General features: G+C 64.6%; 10 protein-coding genes. 2 read left to right on the top strand and 8 right to left on the bottom strand.

What is annotated here, in order from left to right; genetic code table 11:
• The first annotated feature begins 227 nt into the window (after positions 1–227).
• Entirely contained in the window at positions 228–497 is a 270-nt protein-coding gene (gene infA / locus AC6H0W_RS09035; RefSeq protein WP_497576838.1) for a translation initiation factor IF-1, read from the top strand.
• A 4-nt stretch (positions 498–501) separates the two neighbouring features.
• On the opposite strand, the gene AC6H0W_RS09030 is transcribed toward infA, so the two are convergent.
• Positions 502–2,925 carry a Lon protease family protein gene (locus AC6H0W_RS09030; protein WP_497576837.1) on the bottom strand — a complete coding sequence of 808 codons (2,424 nt, stop codon included), beginning with the start codon at positions 2,923–2,925 and terminating at the stop codon, positions 502–504.
• Positions 2,926–3,107: 182 nt separating this feature from the next.
• On the opposite strand from AC6H0W_RS09030, the gene moaA reads away from it, so the two are divergent.
• Positions 3,108–4,184, top strand: a complete 1,077-nt coding sequence (gene moaA / locus AC6H0W_RS09025) for a GTP 3',8-cyclase MoaA (RefSeq protein WP_497577331.1) — start codon at positions 3,108–3,110, stop codon at positions 4,182–4,184.
• Positions 4,185–4,249: 65 nt separating this feature from the next.
• Here moaA and AC6H0W_RS09020 read toward each other — a convergent pair whose 3' ends face one another.
• The 7 genes from AC6H0W_RS09020 to AC6H0W_RS08990 all read right to left on the bottom strand — a co-directional run bounded on the left by AC6H0W_RS09020 (position 4,250) and on the right by AC6H0W_RS08990 (position 17,489).
• Positions 4,250–5,623, bottom strand: coding sequence for a DNA recombination protein RmuC (locus AC6H0W_RS09020; RefSeq protein WP_497576836.1), 1,374 nt, complete (start codon positions 5,621–5,623; stop codon positions 4,250–4,252).
• A 53-nt stretch (positions 5,624–5,676) separates the two neighbouring features.
• Positions 5,677–9,078, bottom strand: a complete 3,402-nt coding sequence (gene amt / locus AC6H0W_RS09015; protein ID WP_497576835.1) for an ammonium transporter — start codon at positions 9,076–9,078, stop codon at positions 5,677–5,679.
• Positions 9,079–9,261: 183 nt separating this feature from the next.
• Positions 9,262–12,171 (bottom strand): HD domain-containing phosphohydrolase, encoded by a 2,910-nt coding sequence (locus AC6H0W_RS09010; RefSeq protein ID WP_497576834.1) that lies wholly within the window; start codon positions 12,169–12,171, stop codon positions 9,262–9,264.
• Between the two features lie 105 nt (positions 12,172–12,276).
• Positions 12,277–14,775 (bottom strand): ABC transporter permease, encoded by a 2,499-nt coding sequence (locus AC6H0W_RS09005; RefSeq protein ID WP_497576833.1) that lies wholly within the window; start codon positions 14,773–14,775, stop codon positions 12,277–12,279.
• A 41-nt stretch (positions 14,776–14,816) separates the two neighbouring features.
• A complete protein-coding gene (locus AC6H0W_RS09000; protein ID WP_497576832.1) occupies positions 14,817–15,986 on the bottom strand; it encodes a M20 aminoacylase family protein in 1,170 nt (389 codons plus the stop codon).
• 68 nt (positions 15,987–16,054) lie between these two features.
• Positions 16,055–16,732, bottom strand: coding sequence for an ankyrin repeat domain-containing protein (locus AC6H0W_RS08995; RefSeq protein ID WP_497576831.1), 678 nt, complete (start codon positions 16,730–16,732; stop codon positions 16,055–16,057).
• Positions 16,716–17,489, bottom strand: coding sequence for a TatD family hydrolase (locus tag AC6H0W_RS08990; RefSeq protein WP_497576830.1), 774 nt, complete (start codon positions 17,487–17,489; stop codon positions 16,716–16,718). The genes AC6H0W_RS08995 and AC6H0W_RS08990 overlap by 17 nt, the downstream gene beginning before the upstream one ends.
• Positions 17,490–17,493 lie beyond the last annotated feature (4 nt).

Raw genomic sequence — 17,493 nt, 5'->3', positions numbered from 1 at the left:
CCGCACGTGCTATAATTGCCGACTTGCATCATTCGCGCCGCCTTCAGCCGAAACCACGGCAAAGCCCCGGCCCGCCCTTCTCGGAGCAGCTCCACAGCGCTCCGCTCGCATCTGAAAACAAGGTTCGATCCGCCTTTGCGGCTCGATTCAGGGCTTCCCCGAACGCATTTCGCGCGGGCAGGCCCATCCGTCTGCAGCCACGGCCGCAGACCATATGAGGAAGTTACATGGCCAAGGAAGAACTGATTGAAATGCAAGGCTCTGTCACCGAAGTCCTGCCGGATGGACGCTATCGCGTCACGCTGGACAACGGTCACAACCTGATCGCCTACTCGGGCGGCAAGATGCGCAAGCACCACATCCGCATCATCGCCGGCGACAACGTCTCGCTCGAGATGTCGCCGTATGACCTGACGAAAGGTCGCATCACCTTCCGTCACCTGCCGGGCCGCCCCCCTGGCACCACCGGGGCAGCCCCGCAAAAACGCCGCCGCTGATTTCTCAGCGGCTGCCGCGCCGGACCCGGCGCACGTCCTGACCGTCTGCGCCCTGGCCACTCTGCCAGGCGCTTTGCGAGGCGGCCATGGCTTCCAAAGCGAGCGCCACCTTGTGGTTGATCGTGCCTTTCGCAAGCACCCCTTTGGTATCCGGCTCACCGGCCTCCAGGCCGGTCAGCAGCGTCATGGCGTCGTCCACCGTCTCGATGGTGTGGATGTGGAAAGTGCCGCGGCGCACTGACTCCACGATGTCTTCACGCAGCATCAGGTGACGCACGCTGGCCGCCGGAATCAACACCCCCTGCTCCCCGGTCAGGCCGCGCATGGCGCACAGATCGAAGAAGCCTTCGATCTTCTCGTTCACACCACCGATCACCTGCGCCTCGCCGAACTGGTTCACCGACCCGGTGATCGCCAGATTCTGCTTCAGCGGCACGTCGGACAGCGCCGAAAGCAAGGCGCACAGCTCGGCCATCGATGCCGAATCGCCCTCGACCATCCCGTAACTCTGCTCGAACACCAGGCTGGCCGACACCGACAGCGGGCGGTTGCGCGCATAGCGCGCCGCCAGGAAGGCGGTGAGGATCATCACGCCCTTGGTGTGAATCGCGCCGCCCAGCTCGGTCTCGCGCTCGATGTCGGTCACCTCGCCATCGCCCAAGCGAGCCGTGGCGGTGATGCGCACCGGGTGGCCGAAATGCTCACCGGCCAGCTCGACCACCACGAGGCCATTCACCTGTCCGGCGCGCACGCCGTCGGTGGAGATCAGCGTGGAGCCTTCCACGATGGATTCGATGACACGCTCGGCGTAGCGGCCGAAGCGGCGCGCACGCGCGGCGATTGCCCAATCCACGTGCTCGCGCCCGACGGCCTCCAGGCCGGCCTCGCGCGCGTGAAAATCGGCCTCACGCATCAGATCGGCCACACGCCGCGTGTACAACGACAGCTTGGCCGCATCTTCGGCCAGCCTTGCCCCCTGCTCGATCAGGCGCGCCACGGCGTCGCGGCGGAACGGCATCAGCTTGGCATTGCGGCCGAGCATGGCCAGCAGGTGAGCGTAATAACGCACGTTCTGTGGCGTACGAGCCATCTGGTCGTCGAAATCCGCCGCTACCTTGAAAAGCTCGGCAAAATCGGGGTCGTGATCATTGAGCAGGTAGAACAGCTCGCGACTGCCGATCAGCACCACCTTGACCTTGCACGGCACGGGCTGCGGTTCGAGCGTGATCGGCGCACTCCAGCCTTGCGCCTCGGCCGGCGGCTCGATGCGGATTTCGCCGCTGCGCAGCGCGCGCTTGAGGCCGTCCCATGCATACGGCTGTGCGAACAGGCGCTCGGCGTCGAGAATCAGATAGCCACCGTTGGCGCGGTGCAGAGAGCCCGCACGGATCATCTGGAAGTTCGACACCTGATTGCCCATGTGCACGAGGTGCTCGATGCGGCCGATCAGGTTGCCGAAACCCGGGTTGTCTTCATAGACGATGGGTGCGCCCTTGGTCTCGGAATTGTCGACCACCAGCTTCACCAGATAACGCTGGAAGCGCCCGGTGTTGTCCTCGGCCTCTTCCTCATCATCCAGCCCGCTGCCCCACTCGATGCCGCCATCGAGCAGATCCTTTTGCACCGAATCCAGAAAGTGCTGTACGGCTTCGATGTCCTTGTAGCGCTCGCGCAACTCACGCGACAGGTGAGCAAAGGTAGGCGCCAGCGCGTCGCGCTCGGCGCGGCATACGGCTTCGCGCAGGCCCTTGCGCCAGCCGGGGAATTCTTCCAGCAGATCGGCGAGGCGGTCGCTCCAGTCCCCCACCTTTTCTTCGATGGCGTCGCGCTCGGCCTCGGGCAAGGCTTCGAAAACCTCGGGCGAGATCGCCTCGCCATTCACAGTCGGCGCAAACACGAAACCTTCCGGCGTGGTCAGCAGCGAGAGATTGTCTTTCGCGCAGGCTTCACCGAGCTCCTGCAAGGCACCTTCCTCGCGCTCTTTATGGGCGTCCTGCAGGGCTTCCACGCGCTCCTCGTGGGCTTCGCTCTCCAGCGCGGCATCGATGGCCGGCGCAAGATCGCGCACGAAGGCCTGCATGTCGTTGCGCAGCTGGACACCCCAACCCGGCGGCAGCGCCAGCAGATTCGGCCGCTGCGGGTCTTCGAAGTTGTAGACGTAGCAAAGGTCGAGCGGCACGTCACCCTTGGCGGCAAGCTCGGCCAGCAAACGGTTGACGATGGCGTGCCGCCCGGTGCCGGACTCGCCCAGCACGTACACGTTGTAGCCGGGGTGCTGCATGGCCAAGCCGAAGCGCAGCGCTTCATCGGCGCGCGCCTGTTCCAGACCGTCGGGCAGGTCAGCCAACTCGGCGGTGGTCTCAAATTCAAGGGATTCGGGTTCGCAGCGGGTGCGCAGGCGTTCCGCGGCAATGCGGGAGTGCGTCATCAATTCATCCTCGGTTCGTTTCCTTGCTCGCGCACCGGCCGCGATCGGCACGCCAAGGCTACAATGTGCATTGTTGCATGACACGCCCGACCACAGCGCAGCCGCGCCCGGCAAATTGAACCGCCGCAGCTTGCCGACACTCCATCCCCATGCACAAGGGCGTGCACGATCAGCCAATGAACATGAAGATCATCCCCATCCGCGCAGAGCTCCAGAATGCGCTGCCTGAATTCGAGGGCACGATTCCCGCATCCGGTCCGCTTGCCGACCGCATGGGGCGGGAGGTGCGCGACCTGCGCATCTCGGTGACCGATCGCTGCAACTTCCGCTGCACCTACTGCATGCCGCGCGAAGTGTTCGACAAGGATTACAAGTTCCTGCCGCGCAACGACCTGCTGTCGTTCGAAGAGATCGAGCGCGTCGCGCGCGTTTTCGCCGACCGTGGCGTGCGCAAACTGCGCATCACCGGCGGCGAGCCGCTGCTGCGCAAGAACGTCGATGAGCTCATCGAACGGCTTGCGCGCATCCCCGATGTCGAAATCACGCTGACCACCAACGGCGTGCTGCTGCCGCGCATGGCGCGGCGACTGAAAGACGCCGGCCTGCACCGCGTCACGGTAAGCCTCGATTCACTGGATGACCCCACCTTCCGCCGCATGAACGACGCTGACTTCCCGGTGGAATCCGTGCTCGAAGGCATCGCTGCAGCGGCCGATGTCGGCCTCGGCCCGATCAAGGTCAACATGGTCGTCAAACGCGGCGAAAACGATGACGGCGTGGTCGACATGGCCCGCCACTTCCGCGGCAGCGGACACATCGTGCGCTTCATCGAATTCATGGATGTCGGCAGCTCGAACGGCTGGGACATGGCCACCGTGGTCCCCTCGCGCGAGATCGTCGACCGCATCTCCGCCGTGTTCCCGCTGGAGGCGGCCGACCCCAACTACACCGGCGAAGTCGCCGAGCGCTGGCGTTATGCCGATGGCTCGGGCGAGATCGGCGTCATTTCATCAGTCACGCAGGCCTTCTGCTCCACCTGTACGCGCATCCGCCTGTCCACCGAAGGCAAGCTGTTCACCTGCCTGTTCGCCCAATCCGGCCACGACCTGCGCGACTTGCTGCGCAGCGGTGCCTCCAACGCCGAACTGGATGAGGCGATCGCCCGCGTGTGGCTGGCGCGCAGCGATCGTTACTCGGAAATCCGCACGGCCAACACCGCCAAGCAGCGCAAGATCGAGATGTCGTATATCGGCGGCTAAGCGCTGGCCGCCGGCGCCCTGCGTTACAGGCGATTACAGCGCCGCGTCGCAATTCGTTCCGCTCATCACGACCTACTTTCGTCTGCAGGCCCCGGCAATTCATCGAGTTGCGTCGATTCGATCTTCTCGAAATGCGCGGTGATCTTGCGTGAGCTGACCTGCACGTCCTGCACGTCGCGGTTGGCCTGATCGATGTGGCGGGCTAGCGCGTTCATGCGCTCGTCGAAGCGGTGGAAATCCTTTGCGAGCTTGCCCAGTGCGTCCTTGATGATGTGGATGTGCTTGCGCGTCTCGACGTCCTTGAGCACGGCGCGAGCAGTGTTGAGCACCGCCATCAACGTGGTCGGGGACACCACCCACACGCGACGCGCCAACGCGAACGCGATCAGTTCCGGGTGCCAGGCGTGGATCTCGGCGAACACCGCCTCGGCCGGCACGAACATCACCGCGCCGTCGGAGGTCACGCCCGGCTCGATGTATTTGCTGGCGATGGCCTCGATATGGCGTTTCACGTCGGTGCGGAAGGCGGTCTGCGCGAGTTTGCGGTCGACCTCGGGGGCGTCCGAATCGAGCATGCGACGGTAGTTTTCAAGCGGGAACTTGGCATCCACGCACACCATTCCGGTCGGCTCGGGCAGGCGCAGAGCGCAATCGACGCGGGTGCCGTTGGGCAGCGTGTGTTGAAAGTGGTAGCTGTCGGGCGGCAGCAGGTTGCGCACCAGGCCTTCGAGCTGCACTTCACCAAAGGCGCCACGCGCACGCTTGTCGCCGAGCAGATCCTGCAGACTGACGACGCTGGTGGTAAGCCCGTCGATCTTCTTCTGCGCCTCGTCGATGGTGGCGAGGCGTGCCATGACATTGGTGAAGGTCTCGTTGGTCTTGCGAAAGCCCTCGTCGAGGCGCTGATTGACGTGGCCGGCGATGGATTCGAGGCGCTCGTCGAGCGTGCGCGACACGCCTGAAAGGCCGCCTTGCAACAGCTCACGTTCAGCCCGCGCCTGCTCGGCCAACCGGGTCAACACCTGCTCCAGCAACTCTGCACGCAGACGTTCGTGGGCCGAAGCCGACGCGCCGGCCGCCTCGGCGAAGCGCTGCGCAGAGAGCTCGCGCTGCTCGGCCAGGCGTGCCTGCATGGCCGAATCGAAGGCATGAAAGGATTCACGCAGCACACGCAACTCGCGTTCAAGCGTCTCGCGTGTGCGCTCGGCGTTGAGGTCGGCACGTGCGCCGAGGCGCTCGCTGTGGCGCTCCAGCGCCGCGTGCCAGTGGTCGGATGCCTCGTCGAAGCGCACTTCCACCGACTCGGCCATGACTTCGGCCAGCCGGCGCTCGCTGCGCAGCAGTCGCGCGGCGAGCCACACCAATACCAAGAGCATGGCGGCGACCGCGCCGAGCGTGAGCTCCGGCGCGTGCGCACGCACCCATTCAATCCACGGCATCCGCGTTCATTCCCTGCTGTTGCGATGCAGGGATTGTACGCAGTGCGCGCGGATCAACGCGGCATCATGCGCACCTGATCGCCCTCGCCCAGAGGGCGTGGCTCACCGAGTAGATAGCCTTGGGCATAGTCCAGGCCGAGCTCTACGAGGCGATTCATGACGCTTTCGGTTTCGACGAATTCGGCGATGGTCTGCAGCCCCATGGTGTGGCCGATGGTGTTGATGGCCTGCACCATCGCCATGTCGATGGGGTCGCGCTCGATGTCCTTGATGAAGCTGCCGTCGATCTTGAGGAAATCCACCGGCAACGTCTTGAGGTAGGCAAACGAAGACAGGCCGCAACCGAAATCGTCGAGCGAGAAGGCGCAGCCGAGTTGCTTCACCTCGCGGATGAAGTGCACCACCTTTGACAGGTTGGCCACTGCCGCCGTCTCGGTGATCTCGAAGCAGATCGAACCACCCGGCAGGCCGGATTGCTCCAGCGTGGTGCGTACAGTCTGGCGGAAGCGTTCGTCGGAAAGTGACGCACCTGACAGGTTGATGCAGTACACGCCATCCAGCCGGCCATGGCGGCGATAGCGGTCGCCCAGCCACGCCAGCGTGTTGTTCACCACCCACTGGTCGATGCGCGGCATCAGACCGTAGCGCTCGGCGGCCGGCAGGAAGGCGCCGGGCTGGATGATCTTGCCGTTCTCTTCGAGGCGCACGAGGATCTCGAAGTGCATGCGGTTACGGTCCGGCGCGTTGAGCGGAACGATGGGCTGCACGTACAGCCGTAGCCGGTCCTGATCCAGCGCAGCCTGCAGGCGCGTGACCCACTGCATCTGACCGTGCTGCTCGAGCAGGCGGTCATCATCGGGCTGATACAGATGCACGCGGTTACGCCCGCCCTCTTTCGCCGCGTAACAGGCGGCATCGGCGGAAGACAGCACGCTGCCGATGTCACGCTCGTGACTGTCGAGTTCGACCACGCCAATCGACACGCCGATCGAGAACACCTTGGTCTCCCAACCGAAGCGGAACTCCTGAATGGCCTCGCGGAAGGTCTCGGCAAGCTCCATCGCGCGCTCACGCGGGCAGCCTTGCAGGATCAGGCCGAATTCGTCACCGCCCAGCCGCGCCAGCACGTCCGACGCGCGCAGATGGGTGCGCAGGAGCGATGTCACCTGGCGCAGTAATTCGTCGCCTGCCACGTGGCCGCAGGTGTCATTGACGACCTTGAACTGGTCAAGATCGAGGTAGCACAGGAAATGGGTTTCACCCGCCTCGAAGGGACGGGACAGCAGTTCCGACAGCCGGCGCTCGAACTCGCGCCGGTTGGGCACGCCGGTGAGCGCGTCATGGCTGGCTTGATGCGACAACTCGCGCGCGAGGTTCAAGGTGACGGTGACGTCATGGAACACCAGCACCGCGCCGATGAGGAAGCCGTCGCGCGAGCGGATGGGTGCAGACGTATCGAGCACCGGCACGTTCTCGCCGTCGCGCCGACGCAGCAGGGCATGCTCCAGCCGCGGCATGACCTGCCCGCGGTTAAGCGCGGTGCGCACCGGGTTCTCCAAAGCCGTGCCGGATTTTTCATCCACCAGCCGGTACACCATGCTGACCGGGTTGCCGCGCGCTTCATGCGAGCGCCAGCCGGTCAGGCGCTCGGCCACCGGGTTCATGTACTGCACGCACCCGGTTTCGTCGGTGGTAATGACGCCGTCGCCGATGGACGCCAGGGTGACCTGCGCCAGATCGCGCTCTTTGTGCAGTTGCGATTCGACCTGCTTGCGCTCGCTGATGTCACGCACCATGCCGGTCAGTTGAGCCACGTGACCGACACGGTTTTCGCTGATGGAGACTTCCAGCACGCGGCGTTCGGGCGGCGCTCCGAAGCGCAGCTCAAGCTTCTCGCCCGGCACGAACAAGCGCTCCAGACGCGACGACTGAGCGCCGTTCTCGGGGGACATCAGCTTTTGAACCGGGCCACCGATGACGCCCGCCGCGGCAACGCCGAAAAGCTTCTCCGCGCCCGGGTTCAAACTGGTCAGCACGCCCTCGCGCGTGAAGGTGATGATGCCGTCGCGCACATCACGGATGATGGCGCGCGTCTGCTCGGTGGCCTCATCCAGCGCGTCGATCACGCGGTTATATGCGGAGGCGATCTGACCGACTTCGGTGAAGGGCTCCTCCGGCACGCGCGTGGTCGTGGTTCCGGTGCGGCTGTGCTCTTCCATGGTTTCCATGAGCAGCACGAGCTCGGTGCGTGCGCCGTGCTCGGAGACGTTGAGCCCCACCCGCTCGTCTTCCGGGCTGACACGCAGCGGCCGCAGGCGGCTCATGCCTTTCAGCAACAGCCACGCCACGCCGAAAGCCCACACGCCGCAGGCGATGACGCCTATGGTCTGCACCCCGAGTTGCTCGAGCCGAGACAGGCCGGTGCCGATTCTGTCGAGATCGCCGAACAATGCCACCGCCAGCGTGCCCCACGCACCCGCGGCGAGGTGAGCCGGAATGGCGCCCACGGCGTCGTCGATGCGCCGCGCCAACAACCACTCGTTGGCCCCGACCATGATCACGCTGCCGATTGCGCCGATCACGATGGCATCCAGCCCGCTCACCACGTGGGCGTTTGCGGTGATGGCCACCAGACCGGCGAGCGCGCCGTTCAGGGCATACATGACCTCACAATAGCCGTGCAGCTTCCAGCCAATCAGAATGCCGGCCAGTACGCCCGCTGCTGCTGCCAATGCGGTGTGCGCCATGATGGCCGGGACGTTCTCGGTCATGCCGAGCGTGCTGCCGCCATTGAAACCGAACCACCCGAAGAACAGTAGCAGGCCGCCGAGCATGGCCACCGGCAGGTTGCCGGCGGGAATCACGCGCGGCTCCTCCCCCGCCACGAAGCGCCCTTCACGCGGCCCCAGGATGATCACCCCGGCCAGGGCCACCCAGCCACCCAGGCTATGAACTACGGTGGAACCGGCGAAATCGACAAACCCCATCTGCACCAGCCAGCCTTCTCCGCCATTGCCCAAGGCTCCGCCCCACGCCCAATGGCCGAATACGGGGTAGATCAGCCCCGCCACCACAGCCGAAAGAATGATGTACGCCGGGAAGTGCATGCGCTCGGCAACAGCGCCAGACACGATGGTCGCGGCCGTTGCGCAGAACATCATCTGGAAGAGCACGAACGCCATCAGCCAGGTGGTGGCGTTGTGTTCGCCGTTGATGGCGAAATAGCCGGTACCGAAGACTCCACTGACGCTGTCCCCGAACATCAGGCCAAAACCGAACAGCCAGAAGAGGATGGACGCCACCGCGAAATCCGCGATGTTCTTGACCGCCACGTTGATCGCGTTCTTGGCGCGCGTCAGCCCGGACTCGAGACAAAGAAAGCCGGCCTGCATCACGAAGACGAGGCCGGCACACACCAGTATCCAGAGAATGTCGATCGACTCGGCTTGCGTCATTGCGCCCTCACCACGCAGGCCCGGCAACCGGCCGGGACGGACTGCATTCATGCGGAGGAAGGATTAGCAAGCCACATGCCATGGCGGAAACCCATGGCTGCAGCCACTTTGCGCCCAATATGAGCACTTTGGAGGTTCGTCACAAGCCAAACACGCACCAATTCGGTGCTCGGCCTTGAGCGTTCAAGCGGCGTCGGAAGGTTTTGTCAGACCGGCAATTTCCAGCATTGCATCGATGTCGACGCCGTCCATCTGCGAGGCATCGAGAAAGCGCTTGGCGTAGGCCAGATACACATCCGACTCGAGAAAGAGCCGGAACAGTTCTCCATCGAGATGCCGCCCCGCAACCATCTGCGCCATGATGGCGATGGACTCGGACAAGGTCTTTGGCGGTTTGTATGGGCGGTCCGACGCGGTCAGCGCTTCGAACACATCGGCCACGGCCATCACCCGCGCCAGCACGCTCATGTCTTCGCGCTTGAGGCGTCGCGGGTAGCCCATGCCGTCCATCCGCTCATGGTGCCCACCGGCGATTTCGGGCACTGCCGCAAGTTGCGGCGGGAACGGCAGGCGCGACAGCATCTTGATCGTCTGGATCATGTGCTCATTGATGATGTAGCGCTCTTCGGCGGTAAGCGTGCCGCGCCGGATCGTGAGGTTGTGCAGTTCCCCACGGTCGTATTTCCAGCCCGGCACATCCATCGCGAAACCCCATGGGTTGTCGGCGTCGAAGCATTCACTCGACGGCCTCTCGATGCGGTGCCACGGCTTGTCAGCCAGCAACGGCTCAAGCGTGGGAAGCGGCGGACTGGGATAGGGCGCTCGCAACAAGGCTTCATCACGCGAAATACCTAGGCGGTCGTCGAGCGTGCGCAACCAGCTGCGGGCACCGATGTCTCGCAGCCGTTGCATCGCGGCCTCATCCATCTCTTCACCCCCCAGGTTGCAGCTCGCGACGAAGGCGAACTCCGCGTCCAGCGTGCGCAACGCCTCGTCAAGGGTCTGCACCACCTTGTCGCTCGCTTCCCCGCCCAATTGCGCCTCCAGCGCAGCGATGCGCGCATCACGCTTGAGCACCTCGAAGCGCATGCGAATCTCGTGAATGCGATCATGGATGCCCTCAAGCTTGGTGGCCTTGTCCACCACGTGCTCGGGGGTCGTGATCTTGCCGCAATCGTGCAGCCAGGCGGCTACGTGCAAGGCCTCGCGGTCAGTCTCGGACAGTTTGAAGTCGCGCCATTCGGCGCTGGAGGACGTATCGGCGGCCTCGGCGAGCATCTTGGCAAGTGCCGGCACCCGCTGGCAGTGTCCGCCGGTGTAGGGGCTCTTGGCGTCGATGGCGGCAGCAATCAGCTCGATGAAGGATTCAAGCAGCTGCTTCTGCGCATCGATGAGCTCGCGCGTTTCAATCGCCACCGCGGCGGTGGAAGCCAGGGCCTCGATGAAACCGACACGCGAATCACGCCGCCCGCCCCGCTCGGCCCGAGCCGACAGCCACACGGCGATCGCGCCCACCAGCGCCCCGTCACGCGTGATCAATGGCACGGCCACCCGCACGCTGCCGGCCACCTCGTGGATGCGCGTCAGCCGCCGCTCGAGGGCGTCGGCAATCAGGCTGCCATCGCCCAGCGCAACCGAAATTGGCAAGTCTGCCTGCAAGTCCGCCCCCGCACGCACCCGTACGCGCTCGAAACCGCCGTCGACCCTGGCCCGATAAATGGCACCCCCCTGCGCGCGAGCGGTTTCGATGACGGTGCGCAGAATGGTTTCCAGCAAGGCCTCGACGTCACGCTCGGCCCCGAGCGCGACGCTGGTATCGAGAAAATCCGACATGGTCTGGCGCATTCGGTCCATGGCAACCGCGAGCTGATCGATTTCACCGATGTGCGAGCGCAGCGGCGGACGCTCGAGAAAGTCGAAAGCCTCCAGCGCGCGCGTCTCGTCGGCCAGCGTGCGCAGCGCCTTGACCGAATGCCGGGTGAGCCACAGACAGAACGGAACGCTTACCGCAAAGATCAGCAAGGCCACGAGCAACTGATCGACAACGATGCGCCGTGCGCCGGCAAACATCTCGTCCTCGGGAATCGCCAGCAAGGCAAAAAGCTCGAGCGATCCGACCTCGCTCAGCGGCACCCGCAGCAAGTGCCAGTCACGCGCCACAGATTCGTCGGTCTGGCCGATGACGGCGCCACCAGGCATGCGAAACGCTGCCGCCAGCAAGGGCCGCGGCAGGTCATTGACCTTGGCCAGCCTGAAATTGTCGCCACCGTCCGGTATCAGCATCGACATCGGATCGTGGTGGGCCACCACCGTGCCCTCCCCGTCGACGATGGCCAATTCACTGGAAGGCGTCAGACGCAGCTCGTTGACCTGTTCGGCCAGCGTAGCGAACTCGGCATCCAGCCCGACGACGGCCCCGGTTTCAGGGCCACGGCGCGCCAGGGTCACGCCCGGCACCCGCGTGGTGAAAAACAGATACGGCGCGGTCAACACCGTGCCGTCGCTGCCTGAGGCCTGCGCGAACCACGGCCTGGTGCGCGGATCGTAGTCGTACTCGGGCATGCTTCGCTGCTCCAGCAAGGAGCCGTCTCCCGCATAAAAGCGATACTCGCCGAGCCGCCGATCATCGCGAAGCGTGATGGTCTGCACCAGCAGATCGGCCTTGGCCGGCGCGTCAAAGCGGGCCGCCAGCGCAATCGTCGGCAAGGGCCGGAAAAGCACGAAATCACCGTTGGGATAGCCCGCGTACACGGCCTGCACGAGCGGGTTGCCAGCCAGAACCTCGCGCGCCAGCGGTTGCAAGGCCAAGCGCTCGTCGAGCGTCTCGGCCTTTGCCATGTCGCTGAAGGAAAGCAGGCGGAGCTGGTTGTCGGCCGGCTCGAAAATGCGGCCGATGCGCTCGTCGAGCAAGGTGGCGGCCTGCCGGATGGCATCGGCCGTGGCGGTGGACAACAGCTGCTGCGCACTGCGGTAGGCATTGAAGCTCAGCGCGCCGACGATGCATGCCACCAGCACCGTTACCGTGACGATCACCGCCACGTTCAATGGAACATGGATGGTGTAAGGCAAGAAGCTACGTGGAGCTTTTCTCATGCCGACCCCGCCACTGCAGGAAACTGCTTGAAGATGCCGATGGCAAACTTCAGTCAGACTATCCAAATTCGTGTGCTTGCACCAGCGGCAAACACGCAGGCGTGGTCACGCCAGAGCGCGCAGACTCATCAACGGCGGGCGCTTGAGCAAACCGCGCGTACCCAACCACCCGCCCAGCAGTACGCCAAGCGCCCCGAGCAGCGTCGCCAGCAGCACCGCGGTGGGGTCGGGAACGTAGGTCATGCGGAACACGAACTGCGCCAGCACCCAGCCGATCACGCTCGCCGCGATGCCGGCCAGCGCCCCCGCAACACCCCCGAGCACCGCGAATTCGGCCAACAAGGCCTGCCGCAACTGGGCATTGCGTGCCCCCAGCGTGCGTAGAATGGCGAGCTCGTACTCACGCTCGTCATGGGTGGATTGCAAGGCAGCGTGCAGCACCACAAGCCCCGCCAACAAGGCAAAACCGAACACGAACTGCACGATCAGCGAGAGCTTGCCGGTCACTTCCTGCACTTGCGCCAGCACTGCGGCCACGTCGATCACGGAAAGGTTCGGGAAGGTATTCACCAAGCCCGCCGTGAAAGCATGCGCATTGGCTTCGGGCAAGTGAAAAGAGGTGACAAGACTCGCCGGGTCGCCATCGAGCATGCCTTCGGCCGCGATCACGAAGAAATTGACGCGCATCGAATCCCAATCGAGTTTGCGCACGCTGGTGATTGGCGCTTCGACGATGCGCCCGGAGATGTCGAAACGCAGTACATCACCCATTGCGAGGCCAAGCGTGCGCATCAAGCCCTCCTCCACCGACCACTGCGGCTCGCGCGAATCGCCATGCCAGCGGCCAGATGGAATCGACACGCCTTCGTTCAGGCGGCTTGCGAAGCTGAGATTGAACTCGCGCGTGGCCAGACGCTGGGCGCGATCATCCTCGTACACTTCGGGATTGATCGCTTCGCCGTTGATGGCCACCAAGCGGCCACGAATCATCGGCAGAATCTCCGGCTCGGGCATGCCGTTGTCGACGAAATACTGCACGACACCGGCCTGCTGATCGGGCTGGATGTTGATCACGAAGCGATTGGGCGCATTCTCGGGGGTCTTCTGCTGCCAGTTTTCCAGCAGGTCGCCGCGTATCAGCGTCAGCAGCAGCAAGGCCGTGATCCCCAGGCCAAGCGAAGCGGCCTGAATCACGCTCGCCCCCATGCGGCGGTTCAACGAAGCCAGCCCGTAGCGCCAACCGCCCCCCGTCAAACGACCACTGCCGCGCAGTCTGCCGAGCAAACGCAGCACGCCCCATGCCGCCAGCGCGAATACACCGAAGGCCACGACGAAACCCAGAGCCACCAGTACACCGAGCCGCAGATCGGCCGCGATCCAGAAGATCAGACCGAGCAATACCGCGGCGCCAGCCAACCAGGCCGAACCGCTGGCCGCCTCAATGCCGCCGAGCTCGCGGCGCAGCACGCGCAAGGTTGGCACGCGGCGCAAGCGCAGCAACTGCGGGAGCACAAAGCCGACCAGCAGCGCGAGACCCACCGCAATTCCATGCGCAAACGGCAACAAAGACGGAGCGGGCAGCCGCACCTGCAGCAACCCGGTCAGCACGCCCCCGAGCGAAGCCTGCACCACCCACCCCAATACGGCACCGGCCAGCGAGGCCACCACGCCGAACACAACGAATTCGCCAACGAAGATCGACAGCACGCTGGACTGACGCGCCCCCAGGCAGCGCATCACCGCGCACGCATCCAGATGGCGGCGCATGAAGCGGCGCGCCGACAGGCCGACGGCCACGGCGGCGAGGATCACCGCCAGCAAGGCCGCGAGCCGCAGGAAGCGCTGTGCCTGATCCAGCGCAGAGCGCACTTCCGGACGAGCATTCTCGATGGTTTCCAGGCGCTGCCCGCGCTCCAGGCGCGGCGTCACCCAGGCTTCGAAATCGTCCACATCGGGCGCGTTGCCTGCTACATGCAAGCGATACACCGCCCGGCTGCCGGTCACGATCAAGCCGCTGCCGGCCAGATCCTGAAGGTTGAAGATGGCGCGCGGCAGCAGGCTGAAGAAATTGGCGCCACGGTCGGATTCGAAGGTCACCATGCCGGCCACCCGGAACTCGAGCATCCCAAGCCCGACCAGATCACCGGTGCTCACGCCCAAGGTGGCATAGAGCCGCTCGTCCAGCCACACCTCGCCTCGGGCAGGCATGCCGGTGGCCACGGCATCCGTCTGATTCGGCCCGGGCGCAATGCGGATCACGCCCCGCAGCGGATAGCCGTCACCCACCACCTTGACGCCCGCCAGCTCGGCCTCTTCCTCGGTGCTGACCATGCTGGTGAACAGCACCGTGTCGGTGACTTCGAGCCCACGGCTGTGTGCGGCCTCACGTACCTCGTCCGCCCACGGGCTGTCCGCGCGCAGCAACAAATCGCCGCCGAGCAGTTGATTGGCCTCACGGTCGAGCCCGTGCGAAACGCGGTCGGCCAGAAAACCGACACTGGTGAGGCTGGCCACCGCGATGACGATGGCCAGGCCGAGAAGGTGCAATTCACCTGCGCGCAGGTTACGCAGCATCATGCGAAGGGCAAGGCGCAGGGTTTTCATGACGGGTCAGTACCTGCGCGCGTTGCGGCCGATGTGGCCGTTCATGCGTGCGGCGCCAGAAGTCGACGCACCAGCTCCACCCAGTAGGCACCGCCCACCGGAATCAGATCGTCATTGAAGTCGTAATTGGGGTTGTGCAGTAGGCAACCACCCTCGCCCGGCCCGTTGCCCAGCCAGACATAACAACCCGGCTTCTGCTGCAGGAAGAAGGCGAAATCTTCGGCCCCCATGCTGGGGCGCATTTCGGTGGTGACCTTGTCGGCTCCGACCAGCCCACTGGCCACCTCCGCGCACAAGGCGGCTTCGGCCTGCGAATTCACGGTGGCCGGGTAGCCGGCCTGATAATCCAGCGCGATCTTCACGCCGTGGGCAGCGCCGATGCCGTCACAGATTTCCTGCATGCGACGGCGCACCGTGGCACGCACCTCTTCACGGAAGGTACGCACGGTGCCACCGAGTTGAACGCGATCCGGGATGACGTTCTGCGCCTTGCCGGCGCGGAAAATGGTGGTCGACACCACCGCCGCATCCAACGGGTCGACCGTGCGTGCAGCGATGCTCTGGAAGGCCTGCACCAGCGCCGCAGAAGCCACCACCGGGTCGACGCCCAGATGCGGCATCGCGGCGTGGCAGCCGATACCGGTGACCTCGATTTCGAAACGGTCAGCCGCAGCCATCACCGGGCCGGCGTGCACGGCGAAGCTGCCGCTCTCCATCCCCGGCCAGTTGTGCAGACCGAAGATCGATTCCATCGGGAAACGCTCGAAAATACCGTCGTCGATCATCGCCTTGGCGCCAGCCATGCCTTCTTCGGCCGGCTGGAAGACCAGATGCACGGTGCCGTCGAACTCCGCCTTGGCCAGCGCCTCGGCGGCCGCCAGCAGCATGGTGGTGTGGCCGTCGTGCCCACAGGCATGCATGCAGCCTTCGTGCGTGGAACGGTGGGCGAACTCATTGCGCTCCTGCATGGGCAAGGCGTCCATGTCGGCCCGCAAGCCGATGGCGCGGGAGCCCGTGCCGCGGCGGATGACACCGACCACGCCAGTGCCACCGATACCGCGATGCGTTTCTATACCCAGCGATTCGAGGTGGCGCGCCACCACGTCGGCGGTGCGGTGCTCGGCATACGCAAGTTCGGGGTGAGCATGGATGTCACGGCGAATTTCGACATAGCGGGCATGGCTGCCACGCAGTGCTTCGACAGCACTCATCAGGACACTCCGGAAATGTTTGAACGGGCGCCCACCGGCATCCGGCAGGCCCCGTCAGAGGAAAAGCCTCAGCGCCCGCCAGAGAGCTTCTGGCCGCGCTCGGCCATTGCCGTGCGCAGCAGCTCGGCAATATTGGTGTGGTTGTTGTCCTCGGCCCAGCTCACGGCGGTGAAGCCGCGGTCCGTGCGGCGGGTGAGGTCCACCCGCGTCTCGAGCAGACGTCGGACAACATCGATGTGCCCGTTGCGCGCCGCGAACATGATGGCGTTGGCGTTGTTCGGCGCAGGCGCGTTGACGTCGGCGCCCGCCTTGATGAGCTGATCGACGATCTCCAGATGCCCTTCGAACGCCGCATACATCAGCGGCGTCCAGCCTTCGTGATCGATCTCGGCACCGGCTTCGAGCAAGCGTGTGACGATACCGCGGTTGCCCTTGAGGGACGCCAGCATGAGCGCCGAATCGCCCGCCTCGTTGCGATACGAGACATCAGCGCCACGCTCCACCAGCATCTCGACGACGTCGGGATGATTCTCGCGCGTGGCGATGATCAGCAGGCTGTTGTTGAAGGAATCCACGGTATTCAGGTCGATGCCGCGGTCAAGCAGATTGGTGAGTTGGGATGTACGGCCGTGCTGCGCTGCCGCGAGCGACTCTTCGTAGCTGCCGGCCAGCGCATCGGCGCTGCCCAGCAGCAGGCTGGCGGCGAGTACGAGGCCGAAACGACGGGAACTAGAGCGGTTTTGCATGATTGAAAAGCCTGAAAAAGTTGTCACGGGTTGCATTGGCGATGTGTTCGACCGGCTCATCGCGCAAACGTGCGATCTCTTCGGCCACATGCACCACCCAGGCGGGCTCGTTGGTACGCCCCCGATGCGGAACCGGCGCCAGATAAGGTGAATCCGTCTCGATCAACATGCGATCGATCGGCACCATGCGGGCCACCTCTTTGAGTTCCACCGCGTTCTTGAACGTGACGATGCCCGAGAACGATATGTAGAAGCCCAGATCGAGTGCTGCCGCGGCCACCTCGCGCGATTCGGTGAAACAGTGCATCACGCCGCTCACCTCGTCGGCCTTCTCCTCACGCATCAACCGCAAGGTGTCGGGCGCCGACGAGCGGGTATGAATCACCAAGGGCTTGCCGCACTCGCGTGCAGCGCGGATATGGGTGCGGAAACGCTCACGTTGCCACTCCGGCTCATCCTTGTGCCAGTGGTAATCCAGACCGGTCTCACCAATAGCCACGACCTTGGGATGATCGGCAAGTTCCACCAGGCGGGCCACATCCGGCTCGTCTACGTCGAGATTATCGGGATGCACCCCCACCGTGGCGTAGAAGCCCTCATGCCGCTCGGCCACTGCGAGCACGCGGGGGAAGTTCTCCAGCGTGACCGAGATGCACAAGGCTTGGCGCACCTGGTTGGCCTGCATGGCGGCGACGATGTCGTCTTCGCGCTCGGCAAGTTCGGGGAAATCGAGATGGCAATGGGAATCAACGAACATCGGG

It is taken from the genome of Pseudazoarcus sp. NS20 (genome assembly GCF_059703745.1).
Note: the sequence above shows the minus strand (reverse complement) of the source record. Positions and strands in the feature narration are given on the sequence as shown.